This is a genomic window from Streptomyces sp. NPDC088157 (assembly GCF_044741545.1).
Classification (GTDB): domain Bacteria; phylum Actinomycetota; class Actinomycetes; order Streptomycetales; family Streptomycetaceae; genus Streptomyces.
The window spans coordinates 923,492-937,441 of sequence record NZ_JBIUSU010000004.1 but is presented as its reverse complement, the minus strand read 5'-3'; the positions used below and the strand labels follow the sequence as shown (position 1 = coordinate 937,441).

Annotated in this window: 13 protein-coding genes; 6 read left to right on the top strand and 7 right to left on the bottom strand. The window is 69.2% G+C overall.

Annotated features, from left to right (window positions below):
• Positions 1 to 134: 134 nt before the first annotated feature.
• From ACIPFH_RS19985 to ACIPFH_RS19960, 6 genes are all read right to left on the bottom strand, one after another.
• A complete protein-coding gene (locus tag ACIPFH_RS19985; protein WP_401828040.1) occupies positions 135 to 683 on the bottom strand; it encodes a cupin domain-containing protein in 549 nt (182 codons plus the stop codon).
• 66 nt (positions 684 to 749) lie between these two features.
• The gene (locus ACIPFH_RS19980; protein WP_401828039.1) at positions 750 to 1,952 is read right to left on the bottom strand and encodes an acyl-CoA dehydrogenase family protein; all 1,203 of its coding nucleotides are present in this window, start codon (positions 1,950 to 1,952) and stop codon (positions 750 to 752) included.
• Between the two features lie 28 nt (positions 1,953 to 1,980).
• Entirely contained in the window at positions 1,981 to 3,417 is a 1,437-nt protein-coding gene (locus ACIPFH_RS19975) for an FAD-binding oxidoreductase (RefSeq protein ID WP_401828037.1), read from the bottom strand.
• 8 nt (positions 3,418 to 3,425) lie between these two features.
• Entirely contained in the window at positions 3,426 to 3,863 is a 438-nt protein-coding gene (locus ACIPFH_RS19970; RefSeq protein ID WP_401828035.1) for a flavin reductase family protein, read from the bottom strand.
• Positions 3,864 to 4,146: 283 nt separating this feature from the next.
• A complete protein-coding gene (locus tag ACIPFH_RS19965; protein WP_401828034.1) occupies positions 4,147 to 5,058 on the bottom strand; it encodes a zinc-binding dehydrogenase in 912 nt (303 codons plus the stop codon).
• Between the two features lie 71 nt (positions 5,059 to 5,129).
• Positions 5,130 to 5,885: an SDR family NAD(P)-dependent oxidoreductase gene (locus tag ACIPFH_RS19960; RefSeq protein ID WP_401828033.1), complete on the bottom strand. Its 756-nt coding sequence runs from the start codon at positions 5,883 to 5,885 to the stop codon at positions 5,130 to 5,132.
• Positions 5,886 to 6,200: 315 nt separating this feature from the next.
• Here ACIPFH_RS19960 and ACIPFH_RS19955 point away from each other — a divergent pair, with 315 nt between their 5' ends.
• The 4 genes from ACIPFH_RS19955 to ACIPFH_RS19940 all read left to right on the top strand — a co-directional run bounded on the left by ACIPFH_RS19955 (position 6,201) and on the right by ACIPFH_RS19940 (position 11,240).
• Positions 6,201 to 7,868 (top strand): FAD-dependent oxidoreductase, encoded by a 1,668-nt coding sequence (locus ACIPFH_RS19955; RefSeq protein ID WP_401828031.1) that lies wholly within the window; start codon positions 6,201 to 6,203, stop codon positions 7,866 to 7,868.
• 73 nt (positions 7,869 to 7,941) lie between these two features.
• Entirely contained in the window at positions 7,942 to 9,216 is a 1,275-nt protein-coding gene (locus tag ACIPFH_RS19950; RefSeq protein ID WP_401828029.1) for a GNAT family N-acetyltransferase, read from the top strand.
• 51 nt (positions 9,217 to 9,267) lie between these two features.
• A complete protein-coding gene (locus ACIPFH_RS19945) occupies positions 9,268 to 9,864 on the top strand; it encodes a TetR/AcrR family transcriptional regulator (RefSeq protein ID WP_401828028.1) in 597 nt (198 codons plus the stop codon).
• Between the two features lie 158 nt (positions 9,865 to 10,022).
• On the top strand, positions 10,023 to 11,240 hold the full coding sequence (locus tag ACIPFH_RS19940) for an MFS transporter (protein ID WP_401828027.1): 1,218 nt from the start codon (positions 10,023 to 10,025) through the stop codon (positions 11,238 to 11,240).
• 80 nt (positions 11,241 to 11,320) lie between these two features.
• Here ACIPFH_RS19940 and ACIPFH_RS19935 read toward each other — a convergent pair whose 3' ends face one another.
• Positions 11,321 to 12,268, bottom strand: a complete 948-nt coding sequence (locus tag ACIPFH_RS19935; RefSeq protein WP_401828025.1) for a ScbA/BarX family gamma-butyrolactone biosynthesis protein — start codon at positions 12,266 to 12,268, stop codon at positions 11,321 to 11,323.
• A gap of 153 nt (positions 12,269 to 12,421) precedes the next feature.
• Between ACIPFH_RS19935 and ACIPFH_RS19930 the strand changes: the two genes are divergently transcribed.
• Positions 12,422 to 13,045, top strand: a complete 624-nt coding sequence (locus ACIPFH_RS19930; RefSeq protein ID WP_401828023.1) for a ScbR family autoregulator-binding transcription factor — start codon at positions 12,422 to 12,424, stop codon at positions 13,043 to 13,045.
• A complete protein-coding gene (locus tag ACIPFH_RS19925) occupies positions 13,042 to 13,896 on the top strand; it encodes an NAD(P)H-binding protein (RefSeq protein WP_401828021.1) in 855 nt (284 codons plus the stop codon). The genes ACIPFH_RS19930 and ACIPFH_RS19925 overlap by 4 nt, the downstream gene beginning before the upstream one ends.
• Positions 13,897 to 13,950: the final 54 nt, after the last annotated feature.

Genomic DNA, 13,950 nt, shown 5'->3' with positions numbered 1-13,950 from the left:
GAGCGGCGGATACGACTCGAGGTCCGCGATCACTGCGCGCAGAGCCTCGGTGTCGGGGTACTCGGGCTGCTGCGCCGCGGGCAGGTCTCGCCAGGAGTTCTCAGGTACCGGAGCACTAAAGAGCAACGGGGCGGTCACCGGGGTTCCTCCGCGGCCTGGAAGAGGTGATGGCGCTCTCCGATCGCGATGACCTGCGGCAGGTCCTCGGCCTCGGGAGACGGGGGCGGGGTGCCCGGCACCGGAGTCGAACCGGCCTCCAGGAAGAAGCGGTCGACTCCCGAGGGGCTGAACAACAGCAGTTGGCGCGCGGTGTGGATCCCGTTGTTGCGGAACCGGTGGGCGGTGCCCTTGGGAATGAAGACGAAGTCTCCGGGCCGCACGGCGTAGGTGTGCGCCCCGGCCGTGATGTCCAGCTCGCCCGAGAGCAGGTAGAACGCCTCATCCGCGTCCGCGTGGATGTGCAGCGGCGGTCCTCCGCCGGGCGGGACGGAGGCCTCCAGGAACGTCAGGGAACCGCCGGATTCCTCGTGGGTCAGCTTTACGGTGTAGACGTCGCCGCTCAGCCACACGGACCGGCCTTCGCCCGCCCGGACGTGGACGATGTCCCGGACCGGCTGCTGCGCGTGCTCGTGGCGGCCGTGTTCTTCGTGGCTCTTCGGCTGGGAGGTGGTGCTCTGCGACACAGTCCTGTCCTTAGAGGTTCTTGGCAGCCTTTGATGTGCTGGGGGGGGTGGGGAGTCGGGCACCTGTCAGAGGAAGGGGCTGCGGGACTCGCCGCCCAGCAGGACCTGTCCGGTGAGTTCGAGGATCGACTCCTGCGCCACGGCGTGCTGGCACATGGTGTTGGCGTCGCGCAGCCAGCGGTCCAGCGGAGACTTCTGGCGGTAGATGGACGAGCCTCCCACCAGGTCGAAGAGGTCCGTGACGATGTTTCGCGCGGTGCGGAAGGCGTGGTAGCGGGCCAGCGCCGTGGCGGTGCGCTGCTGTGCGGTGGTCTCGTCGCCCCGTTCCAGGGCCGCCCACTGTTCCTCCAGGCCGGAGTAGACGGCGGCGCGCGCTGCGGCCAGCTCCATCTCCGCCCGGGCGAGGGTCGACTGCACCCGCGGGTTCTGCGTCCACGGCGTCCCGGTCTCCCGGTCCACCCGGCTCTGGGCGAGCTCCCGCACATGGTCGACGGCGGCGCGTGCCAGCCCCAGGGGGACGCCGGACATCTTGCGCAGGATCGCGTCGGGCGTGGCGTGCAACGGGCCCGTGCGCCGCGGCACATGGAACGAGAAGGAGTGCTCCTCCGGCACGAACAGGTCGGTCACCTTGTAGTCGCGGCTACCGCTGCCGGCCAGCCCCGTCGTGAACCAGGTGTCCACGATCTCGTACTGCTCAGGACGGGCCACCATGACACGCCAATGCACCGGGTCGCCGGTGACCGGGTCGGTTTCGGGTTGGCCGTCCTTGAACACCTGGCAGCCCGCGACGAGTACCTCGCAGTGGGTGGAGCCGCTGCCGAACCGCCAGTGTCCGGACACCCGGTAACCGCCGGGCACGCGTTCGGCTCGCCCTTGCGGGTGGATCCAGCCGGAGTTGGGGGTGTCGAGGTCGCCGTAGAACTCCTGGACGGCGTCCTCCTCGAGGTAGCCCGCGTAGATGCCGGAGTCCATTCCGATCATGGCGCACCAAGCGGTGGAGACGTCGCCGGTGGCCAACGTCTCAATGAGTTCGGTCTGTTGTACGGACGTCAGCTCCGGTCCGCCGCGGTCCTTGGGCGCGGCGGCGCGGAACACCCCGTTGCGCCGGAGCAGGTCGACGACGTCCTCGGGCAGTCGGCGGGCCGCCTCTGTGTCGGCGGCCCGCTCCCGCAGGAACGGCACCGCCTCGCGGGCGCGGCGGAGGATGTCCTCCGCGGTGTTGGGAGTCTGGGCGGACTTGTCCGCGCTGTGCGTCCATGCGATGGTCACGGCGTTTCCTCCGGTGGTGTGGGACGGGTCAGGCGTAGCGGCCGGGTGCGATCACCTGGCGGGGGTCGAGGGTCTGCTTCAGTCGGCGGACGAAGTCCCGCGCGGCGGGGTCGGCGGAGAGCCGGTCCACCCACCCGTGGTGATCGGAGTCGAGGCGGTAGGGGTGGAAGCCGGCCTCGGCGAACAGTTCGTACGTCCGGTCGAGCGCCCGGTGTGCCCGCTCGGCGTCGTGTTCGGTGCGGGGGAAGCGGAAGGAGACCACCAGGTCGACCACGTCCGGGTCCAGGGCGTTGATGGTGGAGCCGGCCCGCACTCCCGTCTCTTCGTGGACCTGAGCCAGGAGCTCCTGGGCGTGGGCGATCGCTCGGCCCGTGAAGGGGACCAGCGGGAGGAAGAAGAGCCATCCGCCGCCCTCGGCGTCGACCCGGTCCGCGTCCTGGCCGACGGCGGACCTGAGCATGGCCTCGTTCTGCGTGGGGTCGCCGGCGTAGAGCCTCTCCACCGCGCGTGCCACCAGGTCGTCCGACGCGGGGGGATCCTCGTCCGAGCGCAGGACGCGGGTGAACAGCCCGCTGCGTCCGGCCTCTTCCTGGATGACGCGGGTGACCGCGCCCACCGACCGCTCCGTGCCGCTCACACACAGATGGGTCAGGTACTCGTCGGCGACTCCGCCGTACGACTGGGTGGATACGGTGTCGTAGACCTTCAGAACGCCGGACACGAGTCCCTGGGCCGTCCAGCGTCGCAGTTCGTCGATGGCCTCCACCAGCTTGTCGCCGGCGAATCCGAGGCGCAGTACGCGCTGGTCCTCCGGGCGGGGCAGCAGCCGTACGACACCGGCCGTGACGATGCCGAGGTCGGACTGGGTGAACAGGGCGAGCGGCGACGGACCGAGGCCCTGCGGGTTGACCGCGCTCGGGTGTTCGCCGTCCGGCCACCAACCGACGCGGATCAACTCGCCGTCGGGCAGGACCACTTCGAGGCCGGCCAGGTCCAGGGTGCGCTGCCGGCGCAAGCCCACGCCTCGGTCGATGATGTTGCCGAGCACGCTGGTGTGCCCGGAGGAAGCGGTCACGTTCAGGATCCGGCCGGTGTCGGCCAGCAGCTCGGCCAGGCGCAGTTGGGTGACTCCCGGTTCCACGATGGCCCAGCCGCCTTCGACGTCCAGGTCACGGACCGCGTCGAGCTCCTGGAGCTCCAGGGTCACCACCGAGTCCCGGGCCGGTTCCCGGGAGCCCAGGCCCCAGTTGCGGCCGGTACTCAGGGCCTGCAGCCGGGGACCGCCCTCGGCACGGGCGAAGGCCCTCACGGTGTCGCGTACTTCGTCGACCGTGCGCGGCCGCACGATGCCGTAGATGTCGCGGGGGGTGAACATGCTGACGTTCGCGCCGGGCGGCAGGGGCCTCGACTTCTCACCGGCCGCCTGTACCGCGTCGGCCGGGATTCCGGCAGGGAGAACAGACATGGGACACCTCACTGTTGCTTGGTTCCGAGAGCTCCGCGGTGGAATATGAGGGGCTCGCCGTTTTCTTCGCCGTGTCCGATCGACTCGACCCGGCTCAGGAACAGGCTGTGGTCCCCGCCCTGGAAGACCTCTTCCACGGAGCACCACAGCGTGGCCAGGGCGCCCGGCAGGACGTCCCGTTCCACCAGGTCCTCGAGAGCCGTGCCGGCCGGCTTCTCCCGCGAGGCGAACTGCCCGGCGGTCGTGGTCTGTCGGTCGCTGAGGAGATGGACCGTGAAGGACCGGCTGACGGACAGGACGGGGTGGGCGCGTGCCGTGTTCAGCACGCTGACCAGGATGCGCGGCGGAGTCAGCGACACGGACATGAGCGCGTTGATGGTCATCCCCACGGCCTTGTCGCCGGTGCCGGTGCACAGCAGGGCGACGCCGGTCGGGAACAGGCGCATGGCCGAGCGCAGATCCGCGTCTTCGGATACCGGATCACGGACATCTATTCGGTGCGGATTACTGTAAGCCGTCGTGGACACAGGCCCTCGATTCATTCTCTCGACGCTCCGGGAAATACGCTAGTTAATCCACAGCAGGAATGACCACTGATAACTCGGGTAATCCGTCCGGCTACTTGCCCTACTCATCCGAGTAGACCGCCGGCGGAACGGGGAATCCGGAACGCAAGGAAAGCGCGCCGCCGAGGATCCGGCAGCGCGCTTGGGGGAACAGGAGAAGGCCTTAGGCCAGGGTCAGCACCGCCTTGCCCCGGACGCGGCGGTCGACGATGTCGTCCGCCACCTCGCCGGCCGCCCGCCAGTCTGCCACCCGGCCCACGCTCACCTTCAGTCGTCCGTCGGCGACCAGACCTGCCAGGTGGGCCAGGTCGGCGGCGCTGCGGCCACCGTCCTGGTGGCCGACGAGGGTGAGCCGCTTGCCCACCAACTGGTAGGGCGCCAGCAAGGTGTCCTGCCCGGACGCCGCTCCGATGGAGATCACTGTGCCGCCCTCGGCCATGGACCCGAGGAGCGCGCCGAGCAGCGGGCCTCCGACGTTGTCCAGCAGGACGTCGACCGGATCCTCGATCTCCGTAGCTTTCGTCACCACACGGTCCGCCCCGAGTTCCGCGAGTCCCGCTCCCCGGGCCGGGTCGCCCACGACGGCGACCACCTGCGCTCCCTGAAGCCGGGCGAGTTGCACGGCGAAATGCCCCACGCCGCCCGACGCGCCGGTGACGGCGACCCGGTGACCGGGCCGGACACCGGCCCGGCGCAGCGCGCGCAGGGCGGTGAGCCCCGCGACGGGCAACGCCGCCGCCCGGACGAAGTCGACCTCGTCCGGCAGCACGGCGAGTTCGCCGACGTGCACGGCGCGCAGCTCCGCCCAGCCACCGGCCCATCCCCAGGTGACGACACGGTCACCCTCGCGAGGTCCGGCTCCCGAGGCGGCGGCCCGCTCCACCGTGCCCGCGGCGTCCCAGCCCGGGACGGTGCCCTCGGCCGCGGCGGCGTTGCCGGCCCGGGGCAGTTCCCCGTAGTTGAGGGAGGTCGCGGCGATCCTGACCAGGACCTCGTCCGGCCCCGGCATCGGGTCGGGCACGTCGGCGAGACGCAGCCCGCCGGGTAGGGAGTGATCGATGACAAGAGCTCGCATGGCTCAACCCACTTCTGTAAGGCGGATGCGCGGGACGAGCGCCCGCTGGTACGGACGACTCGGAGCGCCGGTCAGAGGTTTGATCCCCCGTCCACCGCCACCGATGCTCCGGTGACGAACGCCGCCTCGGGTGACACGAGGTACGCCACCGTGTGGGCGATCTCGTCGGCCGCGCCGTACCGGCCGAAGACGTTGTGCGAGCGCTGGAAGTCGGCCGAAGGGCCGTCGGCCGGGTTCATGTCGGTGTCGATGGAACCCGGTGCGACCTGGTTGACGGTGATCCCGCGTGGTCCCAGGTCACGCGCCAGCCCGAGGGTGAGGCCCGAGATGGCGGCCTTGCTCATGGCGTACGCCGTCATGCCGGGCCCGGGCACGTGCGTGGCGAGGCAACTGCTGATGTTGACGATCCGCCCGCCTTCGCCCATGTGCCGCGCGGCAGCCTGGGCGGTGAGGAAGGCGCCACGCGTGTTCACGTCGAGCGTGCGGTCCAGGTCTTCCAGCGAGACCTCCTCCAGGGCCGGCATCGACATGTCCATGTAGCCGGCGTTGTTGACCAGGATGTCGATGCGTCCGAACTCGCGGGCCACCTCGTCCACAGCCGTCCGCAGGCCCGCCGCGTCGGCGGCGTCGGCGGCGACCGCCAGGCTGCGGCCTCCTTCCGCGCGGATCTGCTCGGCGACGGTTTCCGCCTGATCCTTGTTCCGAGCGAAGGTCAGAGCGACATCGGCGCCCTGCGCGGCGAGCCGACGCGATATCGCCGCTCCGATGCCCCGGTTTCCTCCGGTGACCAGGGCCGTTTTCCCTACGAGATTCCTGACGTTGTCCATGCGCCCAGACTTTAGGGTCGGCACAGAACACCCATCAAGGGGAATCCACTGTTCCGACGTTTTCTACCCGACCCGGTAGAGGCGAGTAGTCAATAAACTACTCACGTCACTAGTCGATTTGCGGCCGGGTGCGTCCTAACCTCTTCCCATACCCCGTCCGGCCGTGGCTCTTGCCCCGTGTCGTGCTGTTCCGGACATGCGGGTCCTTGACGCGAAAAGCGTGAGTAAAAGGCCGGTCGACGGCCGACGCAAAGGCACGGAAACGAGCCGGGAAACCAATCCGCTCGCCCTCGCCACAGCCCAAGAGGTGGAACCATGTCATCAGCACATCTCGGCCGCAGGTCCGTCCTGGCGGGCGGTGCGGCAGCGGTCGGCACCGCGGCACTGACCGTCGCGCCGCCGGCCACCGCCGCGGCAGCCGACTCCGGTGCACGCACCGACGTGGGCGCGAAGGTGTCCCCGCGGGACCCCCGCTACGAGCTGCTGACCACCGGCATCAACAAGCGGTTCGTCGCCCGCCCCGAGTACATCAGGATGATCCGCTCGGCGGCGGATGCCGAGAGAGCGCTGCGCGACGCGTACCGCTCCGGCAAGCGCGTGTCGGTGCGCAGCGGCGGGCACTGCGTCGCGGACTTCACCTGCAATCCCGATGTGGAAGTCATCCTGGACTTCTCCGAGATGACCGGCGTCGGCTACGACCCGAGGTTCCGCGCGTTCTACGTGGAGGCAGGCGCCCGGCTCTACAACGTCTACGAGGCCCTCTACAAGGGCTGGGGTGTCACCATCCCCGGCGGTGTCTGCCACAGCGTGGGGGCCGGCGGGCACGTGTCGGGCGGCGGCTACGGAATGCTCTCCAGGGCCTACGGCCTGGTGGTCGACCACCTCTACGCGGTGCAGGTCGTCACCGTCGACGCCAACGGCAAGGTGCGCACGGTCATCGCCACGCGGGAGGAGAACGACCCGAACCGCGACCTGTGGTGGGCGCACACCGGCGGTGGCGGCGGCAACTTCGGCCTGGCCACCCGCTATTGGTTCCGCTCGCCGGAGGCCGTCGGCAGCCGGCCGGGTGACCAGCTGGTCAATCCGCCGTCCCGGGTGTGGATCAGCGCCGTCGACTTCCGCTGGGAGCAGCTCGACGAGGCCTCGTTCGGCCGTCTGCTGAAGAACTTCGGTTCCTGGCACCAGCGGCACAGCGGTCCGGACGACGAGTACCGCCACCTGAGCAGCCTGTTCAACGTCAACTCCAAGGCGTTCGGTCGGCTCAGCCTCTACACCCAGATCGACGCGACCATACCCAACTCCCGTGCCCTGCTCGACTCGTATCTGTCGGAGTTGCTCGACGGAACGGGCATCGATCCGGTACCGATGGATCGGCCCAGCGGCGAACTGGCCGCCATGCCCCACTACTTCCACCCGGCCGAGCTGCCGTGGCTCGCGGCGGCACGGATGCTGGGCGCCCCCGACCCTGTGGGCGCCAATCCGATCGCGCGCGTGGGACTGAAGTCGGCCTACTTCCGCGAGAACTTCACGGACCATCAGGTCGCGTCCCTCTATCGCTTCCTGTCCGACCCCGAGTTGGACAACCCGGACACCACGTTGGTCCTCCTGTCCTTCGGCGGCCTGATCAACGGCGTCGAACCGCACGCGACCGCCAGCGCCCAGCGCGACTCCGTCTTCAAGGTGATCTTCCAGAACATCTGGTCCGACGAGAAGCGCGACGAACGTTACCTGCGGTGGATCAGGGAGTGGTACCAGGACGTCTTCGCCGAGACCGAAGGCGTTCCGGAGACCGACGGCGTGACCGACGGCTGCTACATCAACTATCCGGACACGGACATGGCAGACCCCCGCCACAACCGGTCCGGTCTCCCGTGGCACGCGCTGTTCTACAAAGGCAACTACCGCAGGTTGCAGGAGATCAAGCGCCGCTGGGATCCGAGCGACTACTTCCGCCACTCGCTGTCCATCACAACAAGTCGTTGACGCGGCACCGGTGAGGCGGCACGGCCTCCGACAGCCATGCCGCCTCACCGAGCCGACCGGAGGTTGAGCAGCCATGACCGATACAGCCGTGATCGACATACGCCCCGTCACCGAGGACGACCTCCCCGCGTGGACCCGTACCTGGGGCAACGGATACCTGCGCCCGTACACCGACAGCAGCGTCGAGACCGTCCGGTCGACGACAGCGCGGGACCGGCTCATCGGAGCCTTCGACATGGACCGGTGTGTCGGCACCTATCGAAGCTCCGCCCAGGAACTCACCGTTCCGGGCGGCGCCTTTCTCCCCGCGTCGGCGATTTCGAAGGTCAGCGTCGCGGGCACGCACCGTCGCCGCGGGCTGCTGAGCAGGATGGTGGCGATGGACCTCAGGGGCGCCTTCGAGCGCGGAGAGCCGATCGCCGTCCTGGACGCCGCGCAGTACCCCCTCTATGGCCGCTACGGCTTCGGTCCCGCGACGGTGATGGCCTGGTTCGAGATCGATGTGCACCGGGCCCGTATGGATCCCCTGCGGACCGCCGACACCTCCGGTGTGCTGCTCGTCGACGCCCGCGAATACCTCAAGGCCGCGCCGGGGGTGTACGAGAGGGTACGCGCCGGCCAGCCCGGGGCGCTGCGCCGCGACGAGCCATGGTGGCAGGAGGCCACGGGGCACCGCACAGGGTCCGCGGACCGCCGGTCCGAGCCCTTCTTCGCCCTGCATTTCGACCCGGACTCGGGCGAGGCGGACGGCCTGCTGTGTTTCCACGCCGAGGAGACGTGGGGCGCCATGATGCCCCAGTCGCCCCTGTGGATACGCGATTTGATCGCCGTGTCCCCGCGGGCGGAGGCGGCGCTGCTGCGCTACGCCGTGACGGTCGACTGGGTGACCACGGTCCACCTGCCCTATCGCTCCCCCGACACGCTGCTCCCGCTGTGGCTGGGCGACCCACGGGCGGCGAGAGTCAGCGCACTGAGCGACTACATGTGGCTGCGCGTCCTCGACACACCTCGCGCTCTGTCCGCCCGCACCTACGGCATCGAGGCGGCTCTGGTGCTCGAGGTGGCCGACGCGGCCGGGTACGCGGCAGGCACCTGGCTGCTGGAGGGCGCACGGGACGGCGCCTCCTGCACTCGGACCACGCGTACTCCGGATCTCAGAATCGACGTACGGGACCTGAGCGCCCTGTATCTGGGGGACGACTCGGCCACGCGGCTGTCGGTCCTCGGCGGCACCGAGGAACTGCGGCCCGGTGCGCTCGCGCGGGCGGACGCGATGTTCCGCACCGGACGCCGCCCGTGGTCGCCGCGCGCCGTACTGGGAGCGCGTTACCAGGCGGGAGCTCCGTGACGACACCCGGACTATTGGACTGGTCGATTCAAAACGTGATACGTTCAACTCATGGCCCGCCCGAGGATGTTCAACGAGGAGCAGGCCCTGGACGCGGCGATGCACACGTTCTGGGAGAAAGGCTACGAGGCCACTTCCACCCAGGACCTCTGCGAAGCCACCGGGCTGGGGCGCAGCAGCATCTACAACACGTTCAAGAGCAAGCACGACTTGTTCGAGCGTGCACTGGCCCACTACATCGACACCATGACCACCACCCAGCTTGCCGTCCTGGAGGACACTCGGCACAGTGCCGTCGACCGCATCCGCGCCCTGTTCGCCATGGTCGTCGACGGCGAGACCGAGCATCGGGCCGGCGGCCGCAGCCTCGGCTGCCTGACCGTGAACACCACGGTCGAACTGGCCGCTCGCGACAGTCGGGCGGCGGGAATGCTGGAGCGCGACACAGCCCGCAGGCTCGCGGTGTTGCGCGCGGTGATCGAGGAGGGTCGCCGGGACGGCAGTATCACTTCCCAGCGGGACGCCGGAGCGCTGGCCCGTTTCATCAACGCGGCGATCGGCGGCATGCGCATCTCGAGTCAGGGAGGCGCCGACCGGACCGCGCTGGAGTCGATCGCCGAAGTCACCCTCGACGCACTGACCCATTGACCCGCTGTGACGCACTGACACGCTGACTCGCCGACCCACGCTCCACCGCCGGACGAGGCCTGCCCATGCCATCGTTTTGAACTGACCGATCCATAACCCTCACCGCCGTCACCCGGCCCCCACGCCGGTCGGCGTCGACCCCCTAAGGAGACTCAATCGTGCCTCGTGCCGTATACGTCCTGGCGCTCGGCATCTTTGCCATGGTGACCAGCGAGTTCGTGGTCGCCGGACTGATGCCGCAGATGGCCGACGGCCTGAACGCCACCATCCCGCAGATCGGATACCTCATCACCGCGTTCGCGGTGGCCATGGCGGCGGGCGGGCCGTTCCTCACCGTGGCACTCATGAAGCTCCCGCCGCGGACGGCACTGATGGTGCTGTTCGTCATCTTCCTGGCGGGCAACGCCCTGGCCGCCACCGCGTCGGGCTACTCCACCATGATGGCCGCGCGGATCATCACCGGTATCGCCTCCCAGGCCTTCTTCGGTGTGGGCATCTCGATGTGCGCCCAGATCACCCGCCCCGAGGTCCGCGGCCGGGCGATCGCGGTCGCGATGAACGGCCTGATGCTCGGCACCCTGCTCGGACTGCCCATCTCCACCCTGGTCGGGGAGCGCTTCGGCTGGCGCGCCGCGTTCTGGGCCATCGCCGCGATCACCGTGATCGCCGCCGTGGCCACCTGGTTCGGCGTGCCCCGCATCGAACGCGCCGAAGGCGGCGGCGGCCTCCGACAGGAGATCGGCGTCTTCAAGAAGCCCAAGCTGTGGCTCGTGCTGTCCACCAGCACGCTCATCATCGGCGCAACGTTTTCCGCCTTCAGCTACTTCAACCCCATCCTCACCGATCTCGTCGGCTTCTCCACCGGCACCGTCCCCTTCCTGCTGATCGCCTACGGCGCCGCCACCGTGGTCGGCAACAACATCGTCGGCCGCTTCGCCGACCGCCACACCGTCCCCGTCCTCGCCATCGGTCTCGTGCTCAACACCGTGTTCCTGGCCGGCTTCGCCCTGCTCGCCGACCTGCCCGCACCGGCCATCATCTGCATGATGGGCATCGGCCTGGTCGGCGTCACCATGAACCCGGCCATGGCCACCCGCGTCCAGCGAACCGGAAACGCCGGACCGCTGGTCAACACCGTCCACTCCTCCTTCATCACCCTCGGCATCATCCTCGGCTCCTCCATCGGCGCCGTCGCGATCGACACCTGGGGTCTGCGGGCCCCCCTCTGGCTCGGCGCGATCATGGCGCTGGCCGGCCTGGCCACCGTCCTGCCCGACCTCGCCCGCCGCTCCACGCCGGCGGCCGTCCCGGACCCGGCGGAAGCCTCCGCCCTGGCCGGCGACAGCACACCCGCCAAGCAGACCGAGCAGGTCTGAGCACACACGAAACGGGCGGCCGACATCCTGCCGGCCGCCCGTTTCGTGTACGTACTGCGGAGGCGCCCCTTCGACGCCGACTAGTCGTGCTGCTGGGACGCCTCGTCCAGTGTGACCGTGCAGGAGAACAGCTCAGCGCCCTCCTGGGTGCAGGTGACGACCAACCGAGGACGTCCCGTGGCGTCGCTCGGGATCCTCCGCGCCTCCAGCCAACTGGGGGCGTCCAGTTCCGCATACCGCTGGAACCGGACGTCCATCGCGATCACGCACACCGGCGTCCGGCCCGAGACACCGTGCGCCACCTGCTTCACCGCTTCCAGCAACAGCATCCCCGGTGCGTGGTCGACGGGGTGGTCGAAAAGCACCGAGTGGTCCGCGTCGACCCTCAACTGCCAGCGCTGCGGAGCGTCGGCAGGCGCCAGGACGACATCACCGACATCGTCTTTCCCGACGCTCTGGGCACGGACCGCGGGTGGCACGGGTATCGGCTGTACGGCAGCCGGGTCCCCGTGGTCGCCACGCAACCGCCGGTACACGGCCGGGACCTGGATCGTGAAGCAGCTGGTGGCCGTTGCCAGGGACATCCCGTCACGCACGACGTCGTAGGCGAGCGAGAGCATCGCGACGCTTCCCCTGCGGCGCACCGCCTCCCGTTCGACGACGCGGAGTTCGAGGTCCACGGCCGAGCCGTCGGCGTGCAGCAAGTCGGGATTCAGGAACCAGGTGTAGCTGTCCCACACCAGATGGTGGCCGAAAGGTACGCCGTACGCCTCGTGGGCCAACAACGGGAAGGTCTGACGAATGGTCTCACTGAGTAACAGCGGGTCGTGGCGGTCATGTCGTACGGCATAGAAGTCGTGGTCGGGCGGCCACCGGGCGGTGACGACGAACCGGTCGTCGGCGGTGCGCCGCCATCCCGTCAGAAGCACCTCCGCGGCATTGAGTTTGTGAACCAACTGCTGCGCGACTCTGGGTGGGGCCTGAACAGCGGGAACGAGGGTGCAGGACTTGGACAACGCCACTCCCATGCAAGCGAGATCCGCGACAGAACGGCCGGTGCGAGGGACACGGCGACTGTCGCTGGACGGTGTGATCAGTTGCATGCAAACATAAAGGACGTTCTTTTTCCTGTCGAGTACGCATCAAGGAGTGGCGATGACCCGATGTACCGGAGCGCACCGATGACGCGCCTGCCCCAGGAGCGCGCCCTGCGCACCCGCGAGGCGCTGCTGCGTGCGGGAGCCGAGGTCTTCGACGAGTACGGCTACGCGGGTGCGGGCATCACCCGCATTCTGGAGCGGGCCGGAGTCACCGCCGGCGCCCTCTACTTTCACTTCAAGTCGAAGGAGGGCTTGGCCCTCGCCATCATGGGCGCCCAACCGCAGCAGATCCAACCGAAGTTGGCTTCCCAGGGGTTGCAACGCCTGGTCGACATCACCCTCGTGTGGGCCTGCGAACTCCAGGTGAACCCACTCCTGCGAGCGGGGGTGCGTCTCTCGGTGGAACAGGGGAGCTTCGGCGTCCAGGACCCCACTTCCTATCTGGGCTGGAAGAACATAATGGTCCAGTGCCTCGCGGACGCCGCGAAGAAGGGTGAGTTGCTGTCGGCAGACCGCTCCGGGGACATCGCCGAGTTCCTGGTCGGCGCATGCACCGGCATCCAGCTGTACTCCCAACTGGTCAGCAACCGGCGGGACTTGCCGGAGCGCACCGTACTCATGTGGCGGATCCTCCTTCCCGGGATCGCCCGGCCCGGGACGATCGCACACATCGACCTCGATCCCGGAAGGGGTGAGCCGACGTGAGCCGGTGCGTCGCGGTCGCCGGCGCCGGCGGATCCGTCGGCCGCCGCCTCACCGCCCTCCTGGCGGCCGACCATGACGTCCTGTCCCTGACGAGGTCTCCCGAGCGGGCCGCCCGCCAGGGGTTGCACGGCCGTCTGGTCCGTGCGGATTTCGACGAGCGCGACAGGTTGGCCCGTGCCCTGGAGGGGGCCGATGCCCTTTTCGTCGCCACCTTCGATCCCGCGGACCCGCGCCACGACGAGCACCTCCTGTCCGCGGCAACGGCGGCCGGGGTACGCCATGTGGTGAAGCTGTCGGCCCTCGCGGTCGCCGATCCCGGCGCACAGGACCTCGTCACCCGCTGGCAACGGGAGTGTGAACAGCTCTGGCAGGCATCGGGGATGACGTGGACGTTGCTGCGAGCGCGGGCCTTCATGTCCAACTGTCTGTCGTGGGCGGGCGCCGTGCGCACCGGTGAGCCCGTGGCGACCCTGTACGGCGACGCCCCGAACGCCTGCGTCGATCCGGCGGACGTGGCCGAGGTCGCCGCCCGTGCCCTCATCGGCACCGGGCACGCCGGACGCGTGTACGCACCGACCGGGCCCAGAGCCGTCTCGGCACGGGAGCAACTGGCTCAGCTCGCCGGCCTTCTTCAACGTCCCTTGAAACATGAGGAGTCGACTGCCCAACAGGCGCTGGAACGGTGGAACGCACGGTATCCGCGACCCGTCGCCGAGGCGTTGCTGGAGAGCGCCGGCCGCCAGGCCGCCGGTGCGAAGGCGTCCGTGACGCAGGACGTGTTGCACGTGACCGGCCGTCCGCCGGCCACGTTCGAGACCTGGGCCCGCAGGCATCTCTCCGCGTTCCGCTGAAGGCACGGCACGGGGCGACCGACGGGGTTCGCAGGCACATCAAGGGAAAGAAGG